26 protein-coding genes and 1 tRNA gene are annotated in these 24,605 nt (G+C 68.0%); 18 read left to right on the plus strand and 9 right to left on the minus strand.

The features are described 5' to 3' along the window. Positions 1 to 477: 477 nt before the first annotated feature. Entirely contained in the window at positions 478 to 1,824 is a 1,347-nt protein-coding gene (locus ACFJGU_RS17145) for a zinc-dependent metalloprotease (RefSeq protein ID WP_382304996.1), read from the minus strand. A 196-nt stretch (positions 1,825 to 2,020) separates the two neighbouring features. Here ACFJGU_RS17145 and ACFJGU_RS17150 point away from each other — a divergent pair, with 196 nt between their 5' ends. The 5 genes from ACFJGU_RS17150 (at position 2,021) to ACFJGU_RS17170 (ending at position 8,113) form a co-directional block, all read left to right on the plus strand. After that, a complete protein-coding gene (locus ACFJGU_RS17150; RefSeq protein ID WP_382304998.1) occupies positions 2,021 to 3,145 on the plus strand; it encodes a PDZ domain-containing protein in 1,125 nt (374 codons plus the stop codon). A 156-nt stretch (positions 3,146 to 3,301) separates the two neighbouring features. Then, positions 3,302 to 6,223, plus strand: a complete 2,922-nt coding sequence (locus ACFJGU_RS17155; RefSeq protein WP_382305000.1) for a UPF0182 family protein — start codon at positions 3,302 to 3,304, stop codon at positions 6,221 to 6,223. 93 nt (positions 6,224 to 6,316) lie between these two features. Beyond that, positions 6,317 to 6,697, plus strand: a complete 381-nt coding sequence (locus tag ACFJGU_RS17160; RefSeq protein ID WP_382305001.1) for a helix-turn-helix transcriptional regulator — start codon at positions 6,317 to 6,319, stop codon at positions 6,695 to 6,697. After that, the gene (locus ACFJGU_RS17165; RefSeq protein ID WP_382305003.1) at positions 6,697 to 7,998 is read left to right on the plus strand and encodes a type II toxin-antitoxin system HipA family toxin; all 1,302 of its coding nucleotides are present in this window, start codon (positions 6,697 to 6,699) and stop codon (positions 7,996 to 7,998) included. The genes ACFJGU_RS17160 and ACFJGU_RS17165 overlap by 1 nt, the downstream gene beginning before the upstream one ends. A gap of 41 nt (positions 7,999 to 8,039) precedes the next feature. After that, positions 8,040 to 8,113 (plus strand) — tRNA-Met (locus ACFJGU_RS17170). 58 nt (positions 8,114 to 8,171) lie between these two features. Here the strand turns inward: ACFJGU_RS17170 and ACFJGU_RS17175 are convergent. Continuing rightward, on the minus strand, positions 8,172 to 8,636 hold the full coding sequence (locus ACFJGU_RS17175) for a phage tail protein (protein ID WP_382305004.1): 465 nt from the start codon (positions 8,634 to 8,636) through the stop codon (positions 8,172 to 8,174). Between the two features lie 190 nt (positions 8,637 to 8,826). On the opposite strand from ACFJGU_RS17175, the gene ACFJGU_RS17180 reads away from it, so the two are divergent. Next, entirely contained in the window at positions 8,827 to 9,168 is a 342-nt protein-coding gene (locus tag ACFJGU_RS17180) for a helix-turn-helix domain-containing protein (RefSeq protein WP_382305006.1), read from the plus strand. On the opposite strand, the gene ACFJGU_RS17185 is transcribed toward ACFJGU_RS17180, so the two are convergent. Continuing rightward, positions 9,165 to 9,710: a Dps family protein gene (locus ACFJGU_RS17185; protein WP_382305008.1), complete on the minus strand. Its 546-nt coding sequence runs from the start codon at positions 9,708 to 9,710 to the stop codon at positions 9,165 to 9,167. The two genes, ACFJGU_RS17180 and ACFJGU_RS17185, sit on opposite strands and share 4 nt — an antisense overlap. Before the next feature lie 139 nt (positions 9,711 to 9,849). Between ACFJGU_RS17185 and ACFJGU_RS17190 the strand changes: the two genes are divergently transcribed. Then, on the plus strand, positions 9,850 to 10,056 hold the full coding sequence (locus ACFJGU_RS17190; protein ID WP_382305010.1) for a hypothetical protein: 207 nt from the start codon (positions 9,850 to 9,852) through the stop codon (positions 10,054 to 10,056). A gap of 39 nt (positions 10,057 to 10,095) precedes the next feature. Here the strand turns inward: ACFJGU_RS17190 and ACFJGU_RS17195 are convergent, their stop codons facing one another. Next, positions 10,096 to 10,758 (minus strand): TetR family transcriptional regulator, encoded by a 663-nt coding sequence (locus ACFJGU_RS17195; protein ID WP_382305012.1) that lies wholly within the window; start codon positions 10,756 to 10,758, stop codon positions 10,096 to 10,098. Between the two features lie 59 nt (positions 10,759 to 10,817). Between ACFJGU_RS17195 and ACFJGU_RS17200 the strand changes: the two genes are divergently transcribed. Beyond that, a complete protein-coding gene (locus tag ACFJGU_RS17200; protein WP_382305014.1) occupies positions 10,818 to 11,687 on the plus strand; it encodes an SDR family NAD(P)-dependent oxidoreductase in 870 nt (289 codons plus the stop codon). A gap of 89 nt (positions 11,688 to 11,776) precedes the next feature. On the opposite strand, the gene ACFJGU_RS17205 is transcribed toward ACFJGU_RS17200, so the two are convergent. From ACFJGU_RS17205 to ACFJGU_RS17225, 5 genes are read right to left on the minus strand one after another with little or no spacing between them, the layout of a single operon-like run. Beyond that, on the minus strand, positions 11,777 to 12,505 hold the full coding sequence (locus ACFJGU_RS17205; protein ID WP_382305015.1) for an SDR family NAD(P)-dependent oxidoreductase: 729 nt from the start codon (positions 12,503 to 12,505) through the stop codon (positions 11,777 to 11,779). Positions 12,506 to 12,521: 16 nt separating this feature from the next. Beyond that, positions 12,522 to 13,547 (minus strand): ABC transporter permease, encoded by a 1,026-nt coding sequence (locus ACFJGU_RS17210; protein ID WP_382305017.1) that lies wholly within the window; start codon positions 13,545 to 13,547, stop codon positions 12,522 to 12,524. Beyond that, a complete protein-coding gene (locus ACFJGU_RS17215) occupies positions 13,544 to 15,100 on the minus strand; it encodes a sugar ABC transporter ATP-binding protein (protein ID WP_382305019.1) in 1,557 nt (518 codons plus the stop codon). The genes ACFJGU_RS17210 and ACFJGU_RS17215 overlap by 4 nt, the downstream gene beginning before the upstream one ends. A 1-nt stretch (position 15,101) precedes the next feature. Further along, entirely contained in the window at positions 15,102 to 16,088 is a 987-nt protein-coding gene (locus ACFJGU_RS17220; RefSeq protein ID WP_382305021.1) for a sugar ABC transporter substrate-binding protein, read from the minus strand. Positions 16,089 to 16,136: 48 nt separating this feature from the next. After that, positions 16,137 to 17,108 (minus strand): sugar ABC transporter substrate-binding protein, encoded by a 972-nt coding sequence (locus ACFJGU_RS17225; protein WP_382305023.1) that lies wholly within the window; start codon positions 17,106 to 17,108, stop codon positions 16,137 to 16,139. Between the two features lie 194 nt (positions 17,109 to 17,302). On the opposite strand from ACFJGU_RS17225, the gene ACFJGU_RS17230 reads away from it, so the two are divergent. The 10 genes from ACFJGU_RS17230 to ACFJGU_RS17275 are packed head-to-tail and all read left to right on the plus strand — an operon-like array spanning position 17,303 to position 24,502. Then, the gene (locus ACFJGU_RS17230; RefSeq protein WP_382305025.1) at positions 17,303 to 18,112 is read left to right on the plus strand and encodes an N-acyl homoserine lactonase family protein; all 810 of its coding nucleotides are present in this window, start codon (positions 17,303 to 17,305) and stop codon (positions 18,110 to 18,112) included. A gap of 2 nt (positions 18,113 to 18,114) precedes the next feature. After that, positions 18,115 to 18,945, plus strand: a complete 831-nt coding sequence (locus tag ACFJGU_RS17235) for an N-acyl homoserine lactonase family protein (protein ID WP_382310419.1) — start codon at positions 18,115 to 18,117, stop codon at positions 18,943 to 18,945. After that, complete coding sequence (locus ACFJGU_RS17240) at positions 18,942 to 19,793, plus strand: SDR family NAD(P)-dependent oxidoreductase (RefSeq protein WP_382305027.1); 852 nt, start codon at positions 18,942 to 18,944, stop codon at positions 19,791 to 19,793. The genes ACFJGU_RS17235 and ACFJGU_RS17240 overlap by 4 nt, the downstream gene beginning before the upstream one ends. Further along, on the plus strand, positions 19,790 to 20,692 hold the full coding sequence (locus ACFJGU_RS17245; protein ID WP_382305029.1) for an NAD(P)-dependent oxidoreductase: 903 nt from the start codon (positions 19,790 to 19,792) through the stop codon (positions 20,690 to 20,692). Before ACFJGU_RS17240 ends, ACFJGU_RS17245 begins: the two co-directional genes overlap by 4 nt. After that, positions 20,689 to 21,096 carry a cupin domain-containing protein gene (locus tag ACFJGU_RS17250; protein ID WP_382305031.1) on the plus strand — a complete coding sequence of 136 codons (408 nt, stop codon included), beginning with the start codon at positions 20,689 to 20,691 and terminating at the stop codon, positions 21,094 to 21,096. Before ACFJGU_RS17245 ends, ACFJGU_RS17250 begins: the two co-directional genes overlap by 4 nt. Further along, on the plus strand, positions 21,093 to 21,494 hold the full coding sequence (locus ACFJGU_RS17255; protein ID WP_382305033.1) for a carboxymuconolactone decarboxylase family protein: 402 nt from the start codon (positions 21,093 to 21,095) through the stop codon (positions 21,492 to 21,494). The genes ACFJGU_RS17250 and ACFJGU_RS17255 overlap by 4 nt, the downstream gene beginning before the upstream one ends. Next, entirely contained in the window at positions 21,484 to 22,392 is a 909-nt protein-coding gene (locus ACFJGU_RS17260; RefSeq protein WP_382305035.1) for an NAD(P)-dependent oxidoreductase, read from the plus strand. Before ACFJGU_RS17255 ends, ACFJGU_RS17260 begins: the two co-directional genes overlap by 11 nt. 47 nt (positions 22,393 to 22,439) lie before the next feature. Then, entirely contained in the window at positions 22,440 to 23,147 is a 708-nt protein-coding gene (locus ACFJGU_RS17265; RefSeq protein ID WP_382305037.1) for a GntR family transcriptional regulator, read from the plus strand. Positions 23,148 to 23,206: 59 nt separating this feature from the next. Beyond that, complete coding sequence (locus tag ACFJGU_RS17270) at positions 23,207 to 23,965, plus strand: carboxymuconolactone decarboxylase family protein (RefSeq protein WP_382305039.1); 759 nt, start codon at positions 23,207 to 23,209, stop codon at positions 23,963 to 23,965. Between the two features lie 9 nt (positions 23,966 to 23,974). Then, a complete protein-coding gene (locus ACFJGU_RS17275) occupies positions 23,975 to 24,502 on the plus strand; it encodes a hypothetical protein (protein WP_382305041.1) in 528 nt (175 codons plus the stop codon). The last annotated feature ends 103 nt before the right edge of the window (positions 24,503 to 24,605 follow it).

A 24,605-nucleotide genomic window follows, 5' to 3' on the forward strand; every position in this document is an offset into this window, starting at 1 on the left:
CGCGAGCTCCGGCGTCGCAGGCCGGCCACGGGCCGCCGGTTCGGCCCCGGCCGTGCCCCAGAGCCGAGCTCCCATCCGGCGGAGCACCAGCGCGATCTGCTCCGCCGCGCCATCCGATCCGTCGACCGCGATCCATCGCCCCGCCAGTGATGCCGTCGGCGCCTCGCCCTCCACCAGGACCTCGGACAGGTCACCCAGCAGCTCGTCGAGGGCCGCCGGCGGGAGCCCGTTCTCCTCGGCCAGGATCGCCAGCAGGGGCCGGGCGACTCCGCGCGCCAGCACGTCGATCATCAGCTCGCGCGGAGCCGCCAGCCCACCGAACGCCCGGGAGAACGAAGGGACCACCGCGACCGGATGCTCGATGCCGAACTGGAGCAGGGTCGGCGTGCGCCAGACCATCGGCTGATCGGGGTCGAGTCGGAGAACCATGCCGGAATCCTGCCCGACGAGTCAACCCCGATCCGGGTTATCCACAGATCACGGCGTCGGAGGCTGGTCATCCCCATCTTGTGACGCTTCTTCGCGGAGAAGATCCTCCAGGGCCTGGTCCATCTCGTCGGGTTCCGGCGCGCCGGCGAGGAGTCGCGCCACCAGGGCCGCCGGGTCGTCGAGGTCGGAGGAGGTGGGCACCAGGTCGGGGTGCGACCACAGGGCGTCCCGCTTCTCCTGACCCACCGCATCCGTCACCGCCTGCCACATCGCCGCCGCGTCACGGAGGCGACGCGGTCGCAGCTCGAGTCCGATCAGGGCCCCGAACGCCGACTCCGCCGGACCGCCGGTCGCCCGACGGCGCCGCACCGTCTCGGCGATCGCGTTCCAGCGGGGGAGGCGGCTCGACGCGTTCGCCGTGACGATGTCGACCCAGCCCTCGATGAGGGCGAGCGTGGTCTCGAGCCGCGCGAGCGCGTGCTGCTGCTGCTCGGTCTTCGGGGGGATCAGCGCACCGCTCGCCATGGCGTCGCGCAGCTCCTCCGGGTTCGACGGGTCGAAGCTCTCGGCCAGCTCCTCGAGCCGGCTGGTGTCGATGGCGATGCCCTTCGCGAACTCGGTGATCGAGGAGATCACGTGCAGCCGCAACCAGCGCGCGTGCCGGAAGAGGCGCGCATGCGCCAGCTCACGGACGGCCAGGTACAGCTGCACCTCTTCGATCGGGATGTCGAGACCCTCGCCGAAGTCGGCCACGTTCTGCGGCACGAGCGCCACCTGCCCCTCTTCGAGGAGCGGGATGCCCACGTCGCCGCCGGAGACGACCTCCTGCGAGAGCTGACCGACGATCTGCCCGAGCTGCATCGCGAACAGGGTGCCACCGAGGTTGCGCATGAGCTGGCTGGCACCGGCCAGCATCCCCGCCATCTCCTCGGGCGCCTGGTCGCGCAGCACCTCGGTGAGGGCATCCGAGATGCTGACCGCGACGGGCTCCGCCAACTGCGTCCACACCGGCACCGTGGCCGTGGCCCACTCGGTGCGGGTCATCAGGCGTGGAGCGACGGCGGAGTCGGAGAGGGCGGTCACCTCGTCGAGCCACAGCGACGCCACGTGCAGCGCCTGATCGAGCTGGGCGCGCGTCTGATCGGTGATGCCGAGACTCGCCTTGCCCGCGATCTCCTGCGCCTGCGTGCGCGCGGCATCCCAGTTCACCCCGTCGGCGCTCGACTGCATGGCGTTCTGCAGCTGCGCCATCAACTGCGACACCGCTGCCGGGTCGGAGGGCAGACCGGCGGCGCTCGCCAGTTTCGACGGATCGATGTCGGAGTTCCCGGAGAGGAACGCGCGCAGCATGTCGCGGAACTCGTCCTCGGGTTCGTCGCGGGGCTCGTCGCTCACGATGTGTCCTTCCTCAGCGGCAGTCGCTCGGCCGGCTCAGAAGAACCTCCATGCGGGCTGTCAGTTAGTGTTTCTACGCTAACTCGTGGCCCGCCGCCCAGGCTGGGTTTTCCCATAAGCTTGAGCGCCGAGCCGTGCGCCCGTGGCGAACACCGGCGCGACCGGCACGCGGAGCCATCCGCAGCGAGAGGATTCCGTGAGTCTGTTCGAGAACGAGGAGCGCCCTCGCGCCTCGCGCCGCGCCCGCCGGGGCTGGACCATCCTGGTCGCCGCCCTCGTGCTGGGGCTCGTGATGAGCTTCCTGCCGGCGCCCTACGTCATCGAGCAGCCCGGGCCCGTCTACAACACGCTCGGCACACAGGAGCAGGGTGGCAAGGACGTCCCCCTCATCTCGATCGACGGCGCCCAGACCTATCCCACCGCGGGAACCCTCGACATGCTCACCGTGTCGGTGCGCGGCACCCGCGAGTCGCGCCCCTCCTGGGCCGAGCTCCTCAGCTCCTGGTTCGACTCCAGTCGTGCCGTCGTACCGATCGACGCCATCTACCCGCCCGAGATCACCACCGAACAGCGCGATCAGCAGAACGCCGCGCTCATGGTCGACAGTCAGAAGGAGGCGATCGCCGCGGCCCTCACCGAGCTCGGCATCGCCTACACCACGAACGTGGCCGTGGGGGCGGTCGACCCCTCCGGCGCCGCCGCCGACGCCCTCGTGGCCGGCGACGTCATCCTCTCGGTCAACGGCGAGACGGCAACGGATGTCGACGCGCTGCGGGCGGCGCTCGCCGCCAACGGCACGGATGCCCCGGCGTCGATCGTGGTGCGGCATGAAGACGGCACCGAGGAGACGGTCTCCATCACCCCGACGCTGTCGGAGCAGACGGATGCGCCGGCGCTCGGCATCAGTGCGACCTACGACTACGACTTCCCCTTCGACGTGCAGATCCAGCTGAACGACGTGGGCGGCCCGAGCGCCGGCATGATGTTCGCGCTCGGGATCATCGACATGCTCACGCCCGGCGAGCTGAACGGCGGTCAGAACGTGGCCGGCACCGGCACGATCGACGCGGCCGGCGACGTGGGGCCGATCGGAGGCATCCGCCAGAAGCTGTACGGTGCCCGCGACGCCGGCGCCACCTGGTTCCTCGCCCCGGCGACCAACTGCGACGAGGTCGTGGGCAATGTGCCCGACGGCCTGACCGTCTTCGCGGTGTCGACCCTGTCGGATTCGATGACCGCGCTGCAGACGATCGCCGACGGCGGCGACACGGCCGCCCTGCCGAGTTGCGACACGGTGACGGCCTCTTCACCCGCTTCCTGACGGCAGTTCGGACCTCTCCTCCCCATTCCGAGATCGACGCAGGTTTCCCACGGATAGCGGCCAGCGGGTTCCCAGCGACCCGCACCTACGATTCAGTTGTCTAGGATTGATGGACACCGCACAGCGAGTCAGCGCTGAACGAGCACAGAGGCACACGTGACTTCCCAAACAGCAGAGAAGCCCGCACGACGTTCGAGAGTCACTCTCGCGATCGCCATCGCGATCGTGGTCGTGCTCGCCATCCTTTTCTTCGTCTTCTCGACCCTCTACACCGAGATCCTCTGGTACGACCAGCTCGGCTTCCTCGGCGTGCTCACCACGCAGTGGGTGGCGGGGGCCGTGATGTTCGTGGTCGGCTTCCTCGCCATGGCCGTTCCGGTGTGGGCGTCGATCGAGATCGCGTTCCGCTGGCGGCCGGTCTACGCGAAGCTCAACTCACAACTCGACCGCTATCAGCAGGTCATCGAGCCGCTCCGCCGCCTCGCCTCCTTCGGAGTGCCGGCCGTGCTCGGTCTCTTCGCCGGTGTCGCCACCGCCTCGCGCTGGCAGCTGACCCTCCAGTACCTCAACCGCACGGCGTTCGGGCAGACCGATCCGCAGTTCGGCCTCGACATCTCCTTCTACATCTACGACCTGCCGTTCTGGCGCGGGGTCGTGGGCTTCGCCTCGGCCGTCGTCATCGTGGCGGGCCTCGCAGGCATCGCCACCAGCTACCTCTACGGCGCCATCCGGTTCAGCCAGCGTGAGGTACGGATCTCGAAGATCGCGCGCATCCAGATGGCCGTCACCGCCGCCATCTACCTGCTGCTGCAGGCCGTGAGCATCTGGCTCGACCAGTTCGCCACCCTGGCGAACAGTTCGGGCATCATCACCGGTGCGTCCTACTCCGACGTGAATGCCACGATCCCGGGCCTGCAGATCCTCGCCGGAATCGCCGCGATCGTCGCCATCCTCTTCATCGTCGCGGCGGTCATCGGGCGCTGGCGCCTGCCGATCATCGGAACGGCGCTCCTCATCGTGAGCGCGCTCATCCTGGGCTCCCTCGCCCCGTGGGTGGTGCAGCGTTTCCAGGTCGATCCGAGCGAGCGAACGCTCGAGCAGGAGTACATCCAGCGCAACATCGACATGACGAGGGATGCCTACGACGTCTCCGATGTCGAGGAGACGCCCTACGACGCGACCACCAACGCGGAGCAGGGAGCGCTGCGCAACGACGCCGCGACCACGGCGAACATCCGCATCCTCGACCCGGCGCTCGTGACCAAGTCGTTCCAGCAGCTGCAGCAGTTCCGGCAGTACTACCAGTTCCCCGACCACCTCGACGTCGACCGCTACAACATCGACGGCCAGGTGCAGGACGCCGTGGTCACGGTGCGCGACATCAACATCGATCAGTTGGGCTCCTCGGCCACCTGGTACAACCAGACCGTGGTGTACACCCACGGCTACGGCGTGGTCGCCGCCTACGGCAACCAGCGCTCGGCCGACGGCCAGCCCGTGTTCATCGAGTCGGGCATCCCCTCGGTCGGGTCGCTCGGCGACTTCGAGCCCCGGGTGTACTTCGGCGAGAACTCGCCGCCCTACTCGATCGTCGGCGGCCCGGAGGGCACCTCGAAGATCGAGCTCGACTACCCGTCGGGTGAAGACGGCGCGTCACAGACCTACACGACCTTCGAAGGCGATGGCGGGCCGAAGCTCGACAACATCTTCAAGCGGCTCGTCTACGCGCTGAAGTTCCAGTCGGAGCAGATCTTCCTCTCCGACGCGGTGAACGACGACTCGCAGATCCTCTACGACCGCGACCCGGCGCAGCGCGTCTCGAAGGTCGCGCCGTACCTCACCATCGACTCCGACCCGTATCCCTCGGTGGTCGACGGCCGGATCGTGTGGATCGTCGACGGGTACACCACCTCGGCGAACTACCCCTACTCGAAGGTGCAGTCGCTCAGCGAGACCATCGCCGACACCTACACCCCGTCTCCGGCGTATCCGGTCGACGACATCAACTACATCCGCAACTCGGTCAAGGCCACGGTCGACGCCTACGACGGCAAGGTCACGCTCTATGCGTGGGACGACAAGGACCCCGTGCTGCAGACCTGGGAGAAGATCTTCCCGGCCACGGTGAAGCCGATCAGCGACATGTCGGGCGACCTGATGAGCCACGTGCGCTATCCGGCCGATCTGTTCAAGGTGCAGCGTTCGATCCTCGGTCAGTACCACGTGACGGATGCCGGTGCCTTCTACTCACAGGAAGACGCGTGGACCACGCCGAACGATCCGACCTCCCCGTCGACCAACCCGACGTTGCAGCCGCCGTACTACCTGACGTTGCAGATGCCGACGCAAGACAACCCGTCGTACTCGCTCTACTCGACGTTCATCCCGCTCTCGCAGCAGGGCGAGTCGTCTCGGAGCGTGCTCACGGGCTACCTGGCAGTCGACGCGAACGCGGGCGACACGACGGGGGAGAAGTCTGACGACTACGGCAAGTTGAGGCTGCTCACGCTGCCCAAGGACGACACGATTCCCGGTCCGGGCCAGGTTCAGAACAGCTTCTCCTCCGACCCGGGGGTGAGCTCTGCCCTCAACCTGCTGCGACAGGGTGAGAGCCAGGTGATCAGCGGAAACCTGCTGACGCTGCCGGTGGGTGGCGGCCTGCTCTACGTGCAACCGGTCTACGTGCAGTCGCGCGGTGAGACGAGCTTCCCGCTGCTGCAGAAGGTGCTGGTCTCCTTCGGCAACAAGATCGCGTTCGAGAGCACGCTCGACGGAGCCCTCGACTCGCTCTTCGGCGGCGACTCGGGAGCCCAGGCGGGCGACGGCGACGTCACCCCGACCGACGACACCGGCGGCGGAACCTCCGACACAGGGGGCACCACCACGCCGCCCGACAATGGGGGAAGCACCACCACGCCCACGGGAGACCCCGCCGTGATGGCAGCCCTCGCCGCCGCGCAGCAGGCTCTCACCGACCGCGATGCGGCAATGGCCGCCGGCGACTGGGCCGCCTATGGCGAAGCCGACAAGCGGCTGAAGGACGCGATCGCTCAGGCGATCGCCGCTTCGAACAACTGATCTCTTGTAGGACCGTAAAGAAGCAGGCGCATAAAGGGCAATTTATTGCACCTAATAGTGGATTTTCCGTCTAAAGTGCAGGATAATGCACCTATGGAAACGGGAGATTCGAGAGCGCGTCTGACGGATTCGATCACGACGGAAGAGGCCGAGGAGCGCTTGGGCGCGCGCATCCGCTCGCTGCGCCTCTCGAGGAACCTCGATCAGGCCGCGGTGGCGGAGCGAGCCGGTGTGAGCCTGCGCACCGTGAAGAACCTCGAGAACGGGCGCGGGTCGAGTGTCGCCACCCTGGTGCGCGTGGTGCGCGCCCTCGGCCGGAGCGACTGGTTCGACGCCCTCCAGCCGGCGGTGGCGGTCAGTCCGCTCCGGATGCTCGCCCAGGAGCGGCGAGACACCACCCCGCAGAGGGCCTCGCGGCCCCGTCGCGCCGACCGCCCCACCTTCGGCGGAGACATCGACGGAGGGGCCCGCTGATGGCCTACACGCCCGTCTCCGTGATCGAGGTCCGCGCGTGGGATCGTCTCGTCGGAGCGATCGCGCTCGATCCGAACTCGGGATACTTCGCCTTCGAGTACGACCCGGGGTGGATCGAGGGCGGCATCGAGCTCGCTCCGCTGAGCACCCCGTTGTCCGAGCGGGTGCAGGTCTACCCCGGCCTTCCGGAACCCACCTTCCATCGCCTGCCTCCCTTCGTCGCCGACGCGCTCCCCGACGACTTCGGCAACGCGCTCGTCACCGCCTATCTCGCGTCGCAGGGTGTCGATCGCCGGTCGATCACGGCACTGGACCGACTGGCCTACCTCGGGCGCCGGGGGATGGGCGCGCTCGAGTTCCGCCCCACGCGGGGCCCGCAGCGGCGGAAGCCGACCGCCCTCGAGCTCTCCGAGCTCGTCGTCGGCGCCCGCGGCGCGCTCTCCGGACGCATCGAAGGCGACCGGGAGTCGGCGGCCGCCCTCGCGAACCTGATCCAGGTGGGTACCTCGGCGGGCGGGGCCCGCGCGAAGGCGATCATCGCCTGGAATCCGGGTACCGGCGAGGTGCGCTCGGGTCAACTGCCGGCCGAGCAGGGGTTCGAGCAGTGGATGATCAAGCTCGACGGGGTGGGCCGCGACACCGAGCTCGGGAGCTCGGCCGGCTACGGGCGAATCGAGTACGCCTATTACCTGATGGCCACGGCCGCCGGAATCGAGATGTCCCCGTCGCGGCTGCTCGAGGAGAACGGTCGGGCACACTTCATGACCAAGCGTTTCGACCGGATGGCGGGCGACGAGGCCCATGAGAAGATCCACCTGCAGACGCTCTGCGCGATGGCCGAGCTCGACTACAAGCAGCGCGCCACCCATGACTACGCGCAGTACTTCCAGGCCATCGCGAACCTGGGCCTGGGGGATGACGCGCGCACCGAGGCTTTCCGGCGGATGGTGTTCAACGTGCTCGCCCGCAACTGCGACGACCACACCAAGAACTTCTCGTTCCTGCTCGACCCGCCGGCGAGCGGTGGGGGATGGCGCCTGGCGCCCGCCTACGACGTGACGTACGCCTTCAATCCGAGCGGGCAGTGGACCTACCAGCACCTCATGTCGGTGAACGGCAGTTTCGGCGAGATCACGCGGGACGACCTGCTCGTGGTGGCCGACCGGTTCCAGGTGCCGCACCGCTTCGACGTGATCTCGGAGGTTTCGGACGCGGTCGCCCAATGGGCAGGATTCGCCGATCAGGCCGGTATTTCCACGGCAGATGTCGAGCGCATCCGGGAGACCTTCCCGTCGATGTGAACGCGAGGTGTCCGAACCCGTGGTAGTGTTATTTCTTGTGCCGCGGGGTGGAGCAGTTCGGTAGCTCGCTGGGCTCATAACCCAGAGGTCGCAGGTTCAAATCCTGTCCCCGCAACAAAAGAGAAAAGGCTCCGCCATCAGGCGGGGCCTTTTCTGTTGGTCCTCCGAGTAGTTCAGTGCTCACCTTTGATGGTGAAGTACGACCCGCGGATGGTGCCGGCGAGCTTCGACTTCTGGCGGGCGAACTTGAACCGGGAGACGAGTTCCTCGGGTATCTCCATGCCGTCGGAGAGTTTGAACCCCACCGCGCGCTTCCCGGCGTCGTCGAGGGAGTACAGCACGTTGATCGAGAGTCCGCTCTGGTAGAAGACGTAGGCCCAGCGCACGCCGTCGACCTCGAACTCGGTCGCCTCGAGCGGGGGAGAGGCGATGACGATGTCACGTTCGTCCTTCAGGATGCCGTGCACCCAGTCGACGGTCTCGGTGGCTTCGCTCGCGGGCTCGACCGTGAAGACGTGGTCGTATTTGTTCTTGAAGTACCGCGCTTCGTTCGCGCGCAGTCCGGCGAGCGCGTCGACCACCGGAGATGATTCCAGGCCGATCGGGGAGACGGTGGTGAAGTCCACGGCGTACGACATGTCAACAGTCCTTTCGCTGGTCCGCGTGTGCGGCCACGCGTCCAACATACTGATCTCCGCGACCTGACCCTTCTCCAAACCTGCTCGATCGCCGCGGGAGGAGCAGGGTGGAAGCATTTACGCTATGAGCGCGAAAGCGGTTGGTGTGTGCGCTCTGGCTGCTTGTGCTTCAGGTGGTTAGACATGTGGTGTGAGCTCTGTCCGATCCGAAGCGGCGCGCGTACTGGGTGAACGCATCCGCGACGAACGGCTCCGATTCGCGATCAGCCAGTGGGATCTCGCCGAATTGTCCGGCGTGCATTTCACGAACATCGGCCGAGTCGAGCGCGGTGAGAGCAACCCCACCTTCGTGACGATCCTGCGCATCGCCGACGCCCTCAACCTCAACCCCGCGGTGCTGGTCGACGGGCTGACCGCCGACCAGCTGCCCGACCGGCCGCATCGGGTGACCGTGGCCGACCTCATCCGAGCCCGCTCCGCGGGCGGAACGGGCAGCGCCGGCGGAGCGGACAGCGGGAACCGCCCCGGTTAGCTGCGCTTGGCAGGCGCGCGGTTCTCGGCGCTCACCATCCAGGCGTACTGCTCCAGCTTCTCGATGACGGCGTGCAGGAGGTCGGCGCTCGTGGGGTCGGCCTCGTCGACCTCGTCGTGCACCTCGCGCATCGTTCCCACGACGGCTTCGAGACGCACCGTGATGAGGTCGACCGTGACGGCCGTGTCGATCTCGCCGTTCGGGTACTCGGGCAGGGTCGTGGTGGCGGCCACGGTGTCGCTGCGGCCGTCCGGTACGGCGTGCAGGGCGCGCAGGCGTTCGGCGATGACGTCGCTGAACTCGCGAGCGGCGTCGATGATCTCGTCGAGCTGCAGGTGCAGGTCGCGGAAGTTCTTTCCCACCACGTTCCAGTGCGCCTGCTTGCCCTGCAGGTGCAGCTCGATCAGGTCGACGAGCACCTTCTGCAGATTGTCGGTGAGCTCCTTGGAGGCCTTGAAGCCGCGCTCGGCGTTCTGTCGACGGGTGGTCTTCGCTCCGGCGTCGGTGGGGGCTTTCGTGGCACGGTCGATTGTCGTAGTCATGCTCTCTGTCTACGCTCCTCGCGGGGTGACGGCACGGGATTGACAGCGGACGCCCGGTCGGCTCCGGGCGTAGAAGTCGAGCCGCCTCCGGACGTAGGGTGGGTGCATCCACGGGGATCGACGGAACGACGGAGTACCGATGATCAAGCCCGAGTTCGTGTCATTGGCGACGGAAGCCAGCTACGCGAGTCTCGACCTCAGCGCCATCTCGACCGGAGACCTCCACGGGCTCCGGGACACGGTGGAGGAGATCTGGGTGCGTTTGGACGTCAACGAAGACCTCGCGATCCGTTTCGAATGGCTCATGCCGCTGATCGACCGGGAGATCCGGGCGCGGGACTCATAGCCGTTCGAAACCCTCCAGCATCGCCGCCAGAGTTCGAACTCATAGCCGTTCGAACCCCTCCAGCATCGCCGCCAGGGTTCGAGCCACGCGCGGCTCCACGTCGACCACTGCGTGCGCGAGGCGCGGATCGCTGCGATAGAGCTTTTCCACCTCGGGCCCGGGCGTCGCCATCTGCCAGTAGGCGCCGGAGAGCGAGGTGGCGGCCGCGATCAGATCGATCGTCTGCTCGGGGGTGAGGCCGGGCCGGAGGCGCTGCAGAACCTCCGTGAGCGCCGCGACCTCCTCGAGCGTGACGAGCTTGAACTCCCGCACGGACTCGAGCGAGACGTTGCGCTCGAGATTGAGCGGCGCCTGGGCGAGAAGGTCGCAGAACATCGGGCGCGCGGCCAGCGACGCCGCCACGATCGTCCCGATCGCGGCGGGCGATGCGTCCTCGGAGCCATCGAGCGACGCCCGCAGCGCAGGGCCCCACTCCCGCCAATCCTGCGCCGTCAACCGCAGGAAGATCTGCTCGCGCGTCTCGAAGTACCGCAGCAGGGCCGACTTGTGCATGCCGACGGCCTCTGCGATGTCGGTCAGCGTGACGGTGCGGATGCCGCGCGCCGCGCCCAGCCGACGGGCAGCATCCAGGATCGCCACCTCACGTCGCTGCTTCGCGTCGGCGCTCCGTGCGCGCTGGAAATCGGTGGTCGGCGTGGTCATGACTCCATCATAGCGCAACGCGGTTGCATTAATACCAAAACAGTGTTTTACTAACTGCCATGTCAGAACAGATATGGTTCATCACCGGTTCCTCCCGCGGCTTCGGCCGCTCCCTCGTCTCCGCCGCCCTCGAGGCCGGCGACCGGGTCGTCGCCACGGCGCGTCGCCCCGAGCAGCTCGCCGACCTCGCGGAGAAGTACGGCGACCGCATCCTTCCCGTGGCCCTCGACGTCACCGACACCGAGCAGGCCCGCGCCGCCGTCGCTCAGGGCGTCGAGCGCTTCGGCCGCCTCGACGTCATCGTCAACAACGCCGGGTACGCCAACGTCTCGCCGATCGAACACACCGCCGATGACGACTTCCGCACCCAGTTCGAGACCAACTTCTGGGGCGTCTACAACGTCTCGAAGGCGGCCATCCCCGTGCTCCGCGCGCAGGGTGGCGGACTGATCATGCAGTTCTCCTCGGTCGGCGGACGGGTGGGCGGGTCGCCCGGCATCGCGTCGTACCAGGCCGCGAAGTTCGCCATCGACGGCTTCAGTCGCGTGCTCCAGGTCGAGACGGCGCCGTTCGGCATCCGGGTTCTCGTGGTCGAGCCGAGCGGGTTCGCCACCGACTGGGCGGGCTCCTCGATGACGGTGCACGAGCCCGGAGACGGCTATGAGCAGACCGTCGGCGCCATGAACGCCCGGATGCGCCAGAGCACCGACGGGCCGGCCGGCGATCCCGACCGCGCGGCCGCGATCCTGGTGCAGGTGGCCAAGCGCCGGAACGTGCCCTATCACCTGCCGCTCGGCGTCAACGCGGCCGAGATGTCGATCGCGCAGGATCGTCGCCTGCTGGCCGAAGACGTGGAGTGGCGGCTGGTGAGCCGCTCGGCCGACTTCGGCGAGGCCTTCCCGGTCGAGTTCCCGGCCGACGCTGCCTAACGCACACGGTTCAGCGGGGCTGTGGGGGAGAGGTCCCGCAGCCCCGCGTGCGCGACACCGCCCTCCGGCATCGCGCGCGTGACGCCGCCCTACGGCGCCAGGTACCCGCCGTCGACCACGAGCGAGGTGCCCGTGATGTAGCTCGCCTCGTCGCTGGCCAGGAAGAGTACGGCCGCAGCGGTCTCCGCCGGCACACCCGGGCGCTTGAGGAGCGTCCCGGCGATGAGGGCGGCGTTGATGTCGTCGGCCTGGTCCTCGTTCATCGGCGACAGGATGTATCCCGGGTGCAGCGAGTTCGCCCGCACGCCGTCGGGCCCGTGCGCCGCGGCCACGTTCTTCGTCATGTTGAGGATGGCGCCCTTGGCCGCGTGATAGGCGTGCGCGCTCGGCACGGCCGCGAGCCCCCAGATCGACGAGACGTTCACGATGGCGCCGTTGCCGGTGGCGATCAGGTGGGGGAGCGCCGCGCGCATGCCGAGGTAGAGCGCCTTGAGATCGACGTCCATGATCCGGTCCCAGATCTCAGGGGTGGTATCGAGGATGGGCTCGTAGGTGATGATCGCGGCGTTGTTGACGAGGATGTCGAGCTTGCCGTACTTCTGCACGGTCTCGGAGACGACGCGGTCCCACTCGGCCTCCTTCGTGACATCCATCGTCACGAAGTCGATGCCGGCGCCCGATCCCTGGGGGTCGGCGGGTTCTAGCACGTCGGCCGCCACGACCGTCGCACCCTCCTTGACGAACAGCTCGGCCATCGCGCGGCCCTGGCCGCGAGCGGCTCCGGTGATGATCGCGACCTTGTCGGCGAGTCGATCCATGGTGTGGTTCCTTTCGTTATTCTTTGGCGTAGCGACGGGCGAGCGTGGAGAGGCCGACCGCGAGGATGAGGATCGCGCCCTTGAAGATCGGCTGGAACCACGTGGGCGCCCCGAAGATGCTGAGACCGTTGAAGCCGACCGCGATGATGAGCACACCGACGAGGGTTCCGACGATGTGGAACTCGCCGTCGCGGAGCGTCGCCGATCCGAGGAAGACCGCGGCGAAGGCGTCGAGCAGGTAGCCGTCGGCGGCGGCCAGGGTGCCGCTGCCCAGGGTGGAGGAGAGCAGCGTGCCGGTGATGGCGGCGCACACCCCGGCGGTGGCGAAGGCGAAGATCTTCACCCGGTCGACCCGGATGCCCGAGAGCCGTGCCGCCTCGATGTTGCCGCCCACGGCCTGCATCTTCTGCCCGAGATCGGTCTTGTTGAGGATGACCCACAGGATGGCGAGCACGATCAGCATGATGAAGATCGGGTTCGGGACTCCCAGGATCAGACGGGAGAGGGCGATCTGGATGAACTCCTGCGGCACGCCCGCGGCGATCGGGAACGCGCTGTAGGCGAAGCCGAGGCCCACGAGCACCGTTCCGACGCCGAGCGTCGCGATCACCGCGTTGATCCGCACTTTCGTGACCAGCACCCCGTTCGTGGCACCGATGACCGCGCCGATCAGGAGTACCAGCGGCACGCCGACGAGCACCGGCATCCCGTCACGGGCGATGAAGCCCACCACGAGCAGCCCCGCGAAACTCGCCACGTAGCCGATCGACAGGTCGAACTCGCCGACCACCAGCGTCATCGTCAGCCCCGCCGCGATGATCGCGGTGAGGGAGGACTGGTTGAGGATGTTGAGGAAGTTCGGCAGCGTCAGGAAGGTGGTGGGCGCCTTGATCGTGAACCCGATGATCATGAGCCCGAGCCCGATGAGCGTGCCGTAGCGCGAGAGGATCACGAGCGCGACGCGCTTGGAGCTCTTCCGCTGCTTCGGTTCGGCGGGTGGGACGGATCGTGCCGGGCCGGTGGGGGCGACGGTGGTGCTCATGCGACTTCTCCTTCGAGAGGGTCAGGATCGGGGGAATGCAGGTGGGCGTAGCTCAGCTCGATGATGCGTTTCTCGGAGATCTCGTCGCCGACGAGTTCCCCGCTCACGACGCCCTCGCACATCACCACGATGCGGTCGCAGAGCACCGCGAGCTCCTCCACGTCGGAGGAGATGACGATGGTGCCGATGCCATCGGCCGCGAGGGAGCGGATGGCCTCGTGGATCTCGTGCCGGGCGCCGATGTCGACGCCGCGGGAGGGTTCGTCGAAGAACAGCACCTTCACGTCGGGGGTGAGCCACCGGGCGATCAACGCCTTCTGCTGGTTGCCGCCGGAGAGACTGCCGATGGTCTGCGCCGGCGACGGGGTCTTGATGCTCAGCTGCTCGATCAGGCGCTGAGCGCGGGCGCGCGACTTGCCGCCCGAGACGAACGGGAGGCTCGGCACGCTGCGCAACTGCTTCAGCACCGCGATGTTCATGTTGTAGGCCACGGACTTGTCGAGCATCAAACCCTCGGATCGCCGCTCCTCGGGAACCAGACCGACCCCGCTCGCGACGGCGCGCGGGATCGAGCCCGGCTTGAGGGTGGTGCCCCCGAGCTGGAACTCGCCGGCGTCGAGCTTGCCGGCGCCGAAGGCCAGCTTCGCGAGCTCGGACCGGCCGGCTCCGACGAGCCCGCCGATGCCGAGGACCTCGCCCCGGTAGAGCTCGAACGACACGTCGCGCACCCGCGGTGCCCCGGCCACGTTCCGGGCGCTGAAGAGCGCCGTGGCCGTGCGGTCGACGCCGGAGTGGCGCTCTCGCGACGGCTTCTCGACGTCCTGCCCCACGATCGCGCGGATCAGGCCGGCCTTGTCGAGCTGGCCGCGCACGGCGCGGTCGGTGACCCGGCCGTCGCGGAAGACCGTGATGCGGTCGGAGAGTTCGAGCACCTCGTCGAGACGGTGGGAGACGTAGAGGATGGCCACCCCCGACGCCGCGAGGTCGCGTGTCACCCGGAAGAGGTCGTTGCTCTCCTGGTCGGAGAGCGAGGCCGTCGGCTCGTCCATGGCGATCATCGAGGAGTTGCGCACGAGCGCCTTCGAGATCATCACGAGCCACTGCTCGGCCACGCTCAGCTCGTCGACCCGGCGGTCGAGCGAAAAGCCCACGCCGATGCGGTCGGCCGCCTCGCGGGCGAGCCGGCGCGACCGCTTCCAGTCGATCATGCCCAGGCGCTTCTCCTTCGGCGCCCCGAGCAGGATGTTCTCGATGGCGGTGAAGTGCGGCACCAGGTTGAGTTCCTGGTGGATGAAGGCGAGCCCCGCCTTCTCCGCGTCGCGGGGCGAGGAGATCGAGATCTCCTCGCCCGCGAGCGTGATCGTTCCCGTATCGGGCGTGGTCACTCCGGCGAGGCAGCGGATGAGGGTGGACTTGCCGGCGCCGTTCGCGCCGACAAGTCCGTGCACCTCGCCGGCGTGGATGTCGACGTCGACGTCACGCAGGGCGTGAGCCCCGCCGAACTGCTTGCTGAGGCCATGGATCTGCAACCAGGCGTCGTCGGTCGTCGTCATGTCAGCTCAGCGCATCCGGGTGGTCGGTCAGGAACTGGTCGATGGTGGAGGAGTCGACGAGCACGCCCGGCACGTCGATGGTCTTCGACTCCCAGGAGTCGCCGGCCGCCTCGGAGTCGAGTACGGCCTGGAACAGCTCCTGGCCCTCGGTGTAGCCGTCCTGCCAGATGATCTGCGTCATCGTGCCGTCTTTCACGGCCTGCAGGGCGGCGGGGCTGCCGTTGATCGAGTAGACCTTCACGTCGTCGCGACCGGCCTGCTTGAGGGCCGCGATGGCACCCATGCCCGGTTCGTCCCACGCGCCCCAGACCGCGAGCGGAGTGCCGTCGGCCGGGTGGCTGGCGAGCCACGCGGCGGTGAAGGCGGTGCCGTCTTCGACCTGACCGGGGATCGCCACCTCGTTGCTCACGACGGTGACACCCGATTGCTTGCCCATCGCCTCGTCGAACGCCATGCCCCGATACAGGCACAGCACGCCGGTGTGATAGGTCAGGGCGAGCACGTCGCCCTTTGTGCCGAAGTCGTCGAGCATGGCGTCGACCGAGTCCTCGCCCACCTTGAGCGCGCTCGTGGTGGCCACGATGCCGTCGACCAGTTCACCGCCCCAGCTGACGACCGGCACGCCCGCGGCGATCGCCGACTGGAGGCCGGCGCCGATCGAGGTCGAGGCGAACGCGGAGACGAGGATCGCATCCACCTTCTGCGTGGTGGAGAACGCGGTCATGGCCGCGTTCGCCTTGTCGGGCGAACCCTGGGTGTCGGTGACGGTGACCTTCCAGCCGGCCGCCTCCGCGGCATCCGTCGCGCCCTCGATGACGGCGGCGTTCAGGGCGTCGGTGGCGACGAGGGCGACGATGCCCAGCGTCTTCTGGGCACCGTCACCGCCGTCGGCCCCGTCGGTCGATGCTGTTCCGGATGACGTACTGCACGCCGCGAGCGACAGCACGGCCGTCGTCGCGAGTGCGATCAGGGCGAACTTCTTCTTCATCGTTCACACCTCTCTGTGTGGGTAATGCGGGGGAGGGAGTTGCAAGAGCTACTTGATGGCGTCGGGGTGCTCGGAGATGAACTCCTCGACGTTGGAGGAGTCGACGACGACGCCGTCGATCTTGATGGTCTGCGGCTCCCAGTCGGTGGAGTCGGCGTGCCAGTCGAGGATGGCCTGCATGAGAGCGGCGCCCTCGTCTTCGGAGGGCTGCCAGACCACCGAGGTGACCTTGCCGGCCTGCACGTCGAGGATGCCCGGCGCGCTGCCGTTGGTGCTGAAGGTCTTCACGTCGGTTCGGCCGGCCTGGTCGAGTGCGGAGATGATGCCCTCCATCGGCTCGTCCCAGCAGGTCCAGATGCCGTAATTGCCCTGGCCGGCCGGGTGGTTGGCGAGCCAGGCCGTGGTGAAGTTCGCCGCAGAGGTCTGCTGACCCGGCACGACCACCTCGTTGTACGTGATGTTCAGGCCCGGTACCTTCTTCACCGCGTTGTCGAACTCGGTCTGATGGTCGAGACAGAGCTTGCCGGGGTGGAAGGTCAGGGCGAGCAGGTCGCCTTCGTCGCCCATCGACTCCACCAGGGCTTGGGCCGATGCGGCACCGACCGCCTCGTTGCTGGTGGTGGCGATGACGCCGTCGGCGAGCCCGCCGCCCCAGATCGCCACGGGCACGTCGGCGGCCTTCGCCGAGGCGAGGCCGGCACCGAGTGCGGTGGCCGGGTAGACGAGCACCAGGATGCCGCCGACCCCCTGCGTGGCGTAGCTCGTGATCGCGGCGTTCGCCTGGTCGGCGTTACCCTGGGTGTCCGTGACGTTGACCGTCCACCCGGCCTTCTCGGCGACTTCCGTCGCTCCGCGGATGGCCTGGAGGTTGATCGCGTTGGTACCGATGTAGGCGACGACCCCGAGGGTCTCGCCTCCCGCTGAACCCGAGGAGGTGTTCTCCGCCGGTGCCCCGCTCGAACAGGCTGTGAGCAGCACAGCCGCCGCGGCCACCAGGGCCGTCATTGCCAATCGCTTCATTGCGTTCGCACTTTCGTCGTTCGTTGACTGTGAATGGAGAGACATTGTCATGGTGATGTGTGTGACTGTATGACAATAATTGGCATTGTATGAGACGAACGCCGCGCAGTGTCAAGAGCTTGACGTGTTTCGTATGACAATCCTATAGTCAGACAAGCAACTACCGAATGGTGCAAAACGAAGGAGTTTCGACCATGTCCACACCGCCCGCGAACGCGCCGACTTTGTCCGTCTGGCAAGTGAAGTACGGCGAACGGGTCGTCCGGATGAGTGACGTCTTCCACGATTTCGAGCAGTACGGGGTGCCCGACGGCGACCTCGACATGGACTACAACTTCTGGATACTGCGCCAGGGCGAATCGATCATCCTGGTCGACACCGGTTACGACATCCCGAAGCGCGACTGGCTGGGCGAGATCAGCGTCACGCCGACCCCCGAGGGGCTGGCGCTGGTGGGAATCGACCCGGCCGATGTCGACCTGGTGATCACCAGCCACTTCCACTACGACCACATCGGCTACCTCGGCCTCTTCACGAACGCCCGGGTGGTGTCGGGGCAGGCCGAATACGACTACTGGTTCGCCAAGAAGGCCGCCGACGCCCTGGAGGGCGAGTTCACCACCGCAGAGGATCTCGCGGTGATCGAGCGCGCGGAAGCGGAGGGCCGGCTGACGCTCGTGAGCGAGGAGACCGAGGTCTTCCCCGGTGTCACCGTGTACCCGATCGGCGGGCACTGCCCGGGCGAGCTGCTCACCCGGGTGCAGACGGCGGACGGGTCGCTCATCCTCACCGTCGACGCCGCCCACTTCTATGAGCAGATCGAGCACGAATGGCCCTTCTTCGCCTTCACCGATCTCGACGAGATGAAGAAGGGGCTCAGCTTCATCAACCGTCTGGCGCGGGAGACCGGGGCCACGATCATCCCCGGGCACGACGCCCGGGTGCGCACCAAGTTCCCCGCGGCGCCCGATGCCGCAGCGGCCGTCGCGACCGTGCTGGCGTGACGATGGCGAACGACCCGGCGACCGCTCAATACGAGGTGTCGATCGCGCGCTACGGCACCCGGGTGGGGCGCCGCAGCGAGGTGTACCTCAACCACGCGCTCTACCACGAGCCCGACGACGACATCCGGATGGACTACTTCGTCTGGCTGGTGCGCGGCGAGGGCGTGGAGATCGTGGTCGACACCGGGTACTCGATCGCGGGGGGCGAGAACCGGGGGCGCACCCTGCTGATGAACCCGCCGGAGCTCTTCGCCTCCCTCGGTGTGCATCCCGAAAATGCGCCGCTCGTGCTCATCACCCACGCGCACTACGACCACATCGGCAACCTCGCGCACTTCGGCGAGTCGCCGATCGTGATCGCACGCAAGGAGCTGGAGTTCTGGTCGAGCCGCCACGCCCAGCGCGTGCAGTTCCACCACTCGGTCGAGGACGTCGAGCTGGCCGAGCTCTTCGCGGCGGTCGATGCCGGCCGGGTGACCGCGTTCGACGAGCGGATCGAGATCGCGCCCGGCATCGAGATGATCGAGATCGGCGGTCACACCCCGGGGCAGAGCGTCGTGCGGGTGCCGACGGCCGCCGGCGTCGTGCTGCTCGCGAGTGACGCCATCCACTACTACGAGGAGTACGAGAAGGACATGCCGTTCAGTTCGGTGGCCGAGTTGGTCGCGATGTACGAGGGATTCGACCGCATCCGGGCGATGCTCGAGGCCGGCGAGGTGGATCACCTGGTGGCCGGGCACGACCCCGCCACCCTCGAGCGGTTCCGCGCGATCGGGCGGAGCGACTCCGACCTGGTCGTGACCATCGGCGAACCGGCGATGGTGAACCGGTGAGCGGGCGCTTCGACGGCCGCGTGGCCGTGGTCACCGGCGCCGCCAACGGACTGGGCCGCGCCTCCGCCACTCGGCTCGCCGCCGAGGGCGCGAACGTGGTGGTGGTCGACATCGACGGCGAGGCCGCTGCGGCGGTCGCCCGGGCGCTGCCCACCGAGTCGATCGGCGTGCGGGCGGATGTCTCGAGCGAGACGGATGTCGACGCCTACGTCGCGGCGGCCGTCGAACGCTTCGGGCGCATCGACCTCCACCACCTCAACGCCGGCGTGTTCGGCACCTTCACGCCCATCCCCGACCTCACGGTGGAGGAGTTCGACCGCGTGATGGCGGTGAACGTGCGGGGGCAGTTCCTCGGACTCCGGGCGGCCTTCCGCCGCTACGCCGCGCAGCAGTCGACGGGGGCGGTCGTGGTGACCGCCTCCATCGCGGGTCTCACCGGAAGCGCCGACCTGCTCGCCTACCAGACCTCCAAGCACGGTGTGAACGGATTGGTGCACGGGGCGGCCGTCTACGGGGGCCCGCTGGGCATCCGGGTCAACGCGGTCGCTCCCGGCATCGTGCCCACCGAGCTCTTCGCCGCGGCGGCCACCACGACGGGCGGCAAGAACGACATGGAGTCGCGCGCGTCGACGACGCCATTGCGGCGCGCGGGAACAGCCGACGAGATCGCGGCCGTCGCCGCCTTCCTGCTGAGCGACGACGCCGCCTACGTGACCGGACAGATCGTGTCGGCGGATGGCGGCGCGACGGTGGTGAACACGGTGCGGCCCTCGGGCGGCGCCGGAGCGTGGGACGCGGCGGCGCACGACCGCGTCTTCTATGGAACCGAGACGAAGGACGAGCAGTGACAGAGGACAGGGTCGGGTTCATCGGACTCGGCAACATGGGCGGGCGGATGACCCGCTGCATCGTCGACAAGGGGCGGACGGTGCTCGGCTTCGACGCGAAGACCGAGAACATCGGTGCGGCCGGGGCGCAGGCTGCGGCATCCGTCGCCGAGCTCGTGGCGGAAAGCGATGTGATCCTGCTCTCCCTGCCGGACAGCCGGGTGGTCGAGGCGGTGACGCTCGGCGACGACGGAGTGCTCGCCCACGTGAGCGACGGCCAGGTGGTGGTGGATCTCAGCACCTCGGCGCCGGCCTCGACGCGCGAGCTGCACGCCCGGTTCGCCGAGCGCGGAGTCGTCTACCTCGACGCCGGGATCTCCGGGGGAGCGGCGGCGGCCGAGAAGGGACAGCTGACCCTCATGGTCGGCGGCGAGGCCGATGCGCTCGAACGGGTGCGGCCCGTGCTCGACCTGTTCGCCACAAACGTCTTCCACGTCGGCGAATCCGGGGCCGGCCACACGACGAAGCTCCTCAACAACTTCCTCAACGCCATCGCCCTGTCGGCCACGGCGGAGGTGATGGTGGCGGCGAAGAAGGCGGGCCTCGACCTCGAGACCGTGCTCGACGTGTTCAACAAGAGCTCGGGCACGAATTTCGCCACCGTCAACCGCTTCCCGAAGATCATCCACGGCGACTACCTCAAGGGCGGGCTCACGAATTCGCTGATGCTGAAGGACGTGACGCTCTACGTCGAGCTGCTCGGACAGCTCGGCGTCGCCAGCCTCAACTCCTCGGGGCCCGTCGCCAGCTTCGGGCTCGCCCGCGCGCTCGGCTACGCCGACGAGATCAGCAACACCGTGGTGGATGCCATCGGAGACGTCTCCGGCGGCATCCGGCTGCACGAAGGGACGGACGCATGATCCACATCACGCCCGAGGAGCAGGCCGGCACCGCCGGGAAGCCGGGGTCGCAGTTCACCGGAACCGCCTTCCCCTACGTCACGATGGCGCAGACCGACGGGGTCACGATCAACACGGTCGTGTTCACCCCGGGTGCGCGCACGCACTGGCACAGCCACGAGAACGGGCAGATCCTGCAGGTGCTCGCCGGCCGCGGACTGGTGCAGAGCGAAGGCGGCCCGATCGAGGTGCTGCGGGTGGGTGACACCGTCTGGGTTCCGCCGGGGGAGCGGCACTGGCACGGTGCCTCGCCCGACTCCTTCCTCTCGCACACCGCCATCTCCCTCGGCACGACGAGCTGGGAGCATCCGGTGGCCGACCACGAATACGAACCGTCCCGCGACTCCGAGGGGAGCGAACAATGATCGACAAGAACGACAGCCATCAGGACACGTTCGAGGAGGGATTGAACGTGCGCCGCGAGGTGCTCGGGGCCGCCCACGTCGACGCGTCGCTGGGTGCCACGAGCGAGTTCTCACGACCGATCCAGGAGCTCGTCACCGAGTACTGCTGGGGCATCGTCTGGACCAGCGACGGGTTGCCGCGCAAGACCCGGAGCCTCATCAACATCGCGATGCTGACCGCCCTGAACCGGTCGCACGAACTCGCCGTGCACGTGCGCGGGGCGCTGAACAACGGAGCGACCGACGGGGAGATCCAAGAGGTGCTGCTGCAGACCGCGATCTATGTCGGGGTGCCGGCGGCGCTCGAGTCGTTCCGGATCGCCGACCGCGTCGTGAAGGAGCACCACAATGCCGAGTGACGGCACGCAGGCGCCGGGCACGGTGACGGTCGGGTTCATCGGCCTGGGCAACATGGGCGTGCCGATGGTCACCAACCTGGTGGCGGCGGGTCACACGGTCGTGGCCTCGGACCTGTCTCCGGATGCACGTGCCCGGGCGGCCGCGGCCGGTGCCACCGCCGTCGAGACGGCCCGCGAGGTGGCCGCGCGGAGCGGGATCGTCATCCTCATGCTGCCGGATTCGACCATCGTGGCCGCGGTGGTCGGCGACATCGCCGCGTCGCTCGCGCCGGACTCGCTGGTGATCGACATGAGCTCCTCCGAGCCGCTGCGCACGCGGGCGCTGGCCGCCCAGTTGGCCGAGGACGGCATCCGTCTCGTCGACGCGCCGGTGTCGGGCGGGGTCTCCGGGGCGGTCAAGGGCAGTCTCACCATCATGGTGGGCGGCGAGCCCGCCGACGTCGACGAAGCCGCTGCCGTGCTCGCGCCGATGGGTCGGGTCGTGCGGGCCGGCGGGATCGGCGCCGGGCACGCCATCAAGGCGCTCAACAACCTGCTCTCGGCCACCCATCTGTGGATCACTGCCGAGGCGATGGAGGTGGGGGAGCGCTTCGGACTCGACCCGGCCACGATGCTCGAAGTCTTCAATTCCTCGAGCGGCCGAAGCGGCTCGACCGAGAACAAGTACCCGAACTTCATCCTCCCCGGCAGCTTCGACTCGGGGTTCGGCCTGCGCCTGATGCTCAAAGACATGCGCATCGCGGTGCAGCTCGGCGAACAGGTCGGAAAACCGAGCGTGCTCGGTGCGGATGCCGTGGGCCTGTGGGCGCGGGCGGCCGACGATCTCGACCCCGCCGCCGACCACACGCGGATCGCCGAATGGGTGCGAACGGCCGAGGGAGGCGCCATCGAGCAGTAGAATCTGAGATCGTATGACCGTAGTTCAATTGCAGACCGGTAGGTGACATGGCTCCGACGAATTCCCTCGCTGCGTCCTGGACGGCCGAGCCCATGGGCCGGGTGTCGGCGCCCCTGCGCGAGCAGGTGATCTCCGCCCTCCGGCAGGCGATCCTCGACTTCCAGCTGAAGCCGGGGCAGCGCCTGGTGGAACGGGAGCTCATCGAGCAGCTCGGCGTCTCGCGCACCACCATCCGCGAGGCCCTGCGCGAGCTGACCTCCGAGGGTCTCGTGACGGTGGTGCCACAGCGCGGCGCCATGGTCAGTGCGCCCTCGCTCGCCGACGCCGTGGACCTCTACGAGGTGCGGGCGTCGCTCGAGTCGCTCGTGACGCAACGGTTCGTGGAGCGGGCGACGGATGAGGAGATCGAGCGGCTCCGTGCCACCATCGACGACCTCGCCGTGGTCTCCGACAACTCGCACGACATCCGCGAGATCCTCGCCGCGAAGGACAAGTTCTACACCGTCCTGATCGCGGGAGCGCGGAGTGCGGCGTTGCAGCAGCTGCTCGAGGGCATCCAGGCGCGCGTGCAGGTGCTGCGGGCGACCTCCCTGTCGGAGGCCGGCCGTTCGCTCGAGGTGGTGCGGGAACTCCGCGCCGTGGTCGCCGCCATCGCCGACCGCGACGCCGAGAAGGCGTCCCGACTGTGTGCGGAGCACGTGCGGAAGGCCTCCGTCACCGCCCTGCACAGTCTGCGCGAATCGGAAGCGGAGTAGCCTCCGGCGGGTCATACGGTCTTCCCCTGTCTGTCACAGATCATTCGAAGGAGAAGACCATGGCACTCAGTGCTGAGCAAGAGCAGTTGAAGAAGGAGTTCATCGAGGTGCGTGGCACCTGGGGCGATTCGTGGGAGGCGATCCTGACGCTCGACCCGGGGTTCCTCAAGTCGTACCTCGAGTTCTCGGCGGTGCCGTGGCGCAAGAACCACCTCGACACCAAGACGAAGGAGTTCATGTACATCGCGGTCGACGCGGCCGCGACGCATCTCTACGAGCCCGGCATCCGTCAGCACATCAAGGCGGCGTTGGCGGCCGGGGCGACGAAGCAGGAGATCATGGAGGTGCTGGAGTGCACCGCCACCCTCGGCATCCACGCGATGAACATCGGGGTGCCGATCCTCGTGCAGGTGCTGGAGGAAAAGGGGCTGCGCACCGGGCCGGCCGAGCTCACCGACTACCAGGAGGAGGTCAAGGCCGACTTCACCCGCACGCGCGGATACTGGCACGCGTTCTGGGACGAGATGCTCGAGCTCGATCCCGAGCTCTTCGCGGCCTACACCGACTTCTCCTCGGTGCCCTGGCGCACCGGAACATTGGAGCCAAAGGTGAAGGAGCTCATCTACATCGCCTTCGACACGGCGGCCACGCACCTCTATGTGAAGGGGCTCAAGCTGCACATCGAGAACGCGATCGGCTACGGGGCGACCGCGCAGGAGATCCTCGAGGTGATGGAGATCGCGTCGACCCTCGGCATCCACGCCGTCACCACCGCCGCGCCCATTCTGCTCGAGGAGGCCGCCGCCGCCGAAGCCTAGGCTGGAGGCATGCGTTCACCGGGAAGCACCGTCGTCGTTGTGGTCGGCGGGGTCACGGACACGATCCTGCGGGAGCTGGGGCGCCTGCCGAACGTGCAGGCGCTCCGGCTGACCGAGGAGGGTGCTCCGACCCTGCGCGAGGTGCTCGGGGCTGCCAGTCGGCCCTTCCTGGTGCACGACCTCGATCCATTGGCCGCGGTGGCCGCGGCCTGGCGGGGATTCTTCGACGACCCGTCGACGCTCGGCGTGCTGCGCGTCGAGGTCGAGTCGGCGCTGACCGCCTTCGCGGCCGGCGAATCGGTGCTGCCCGACTACTACCTGGTGCTCGACCCCGAGAAGATCGACGAGGCCGAGAGTCAGTGGTGGCTCGGCGTGCTCGCCGCCATCGCTCCCAGCCGGGTGCTGCCCGTCGAGGCCAGCACCGCGGCGGTACAGCGGATGCTCGGGGCTCTGCCCACGGGACGCGCCTGGCCCGATCCGGCCGGCTGGCTGCGCGAACTCCACCTGCAGGTGCCGGACCGTGCGGGCCTGCTCTAGGGCGATTTCGGAATGATCGAGCCCACGCGGCACTTATAGATGGTGCAATAGAGGTGTGGATGCGGCCGCTCGGACGGCCGGCCCGACCGACGACTCCCCAGGT

The organism is Herbiconiux sp. UC225_62 (genome assembly GCF_042694625.1).
In the GTDB taxonomy this organism is placed as follows: domain Bacteria; phylum Actinomycetota; class Actinomycetes; order Actinomycetales; family Microbacteriaceae; genus Herbiconiux.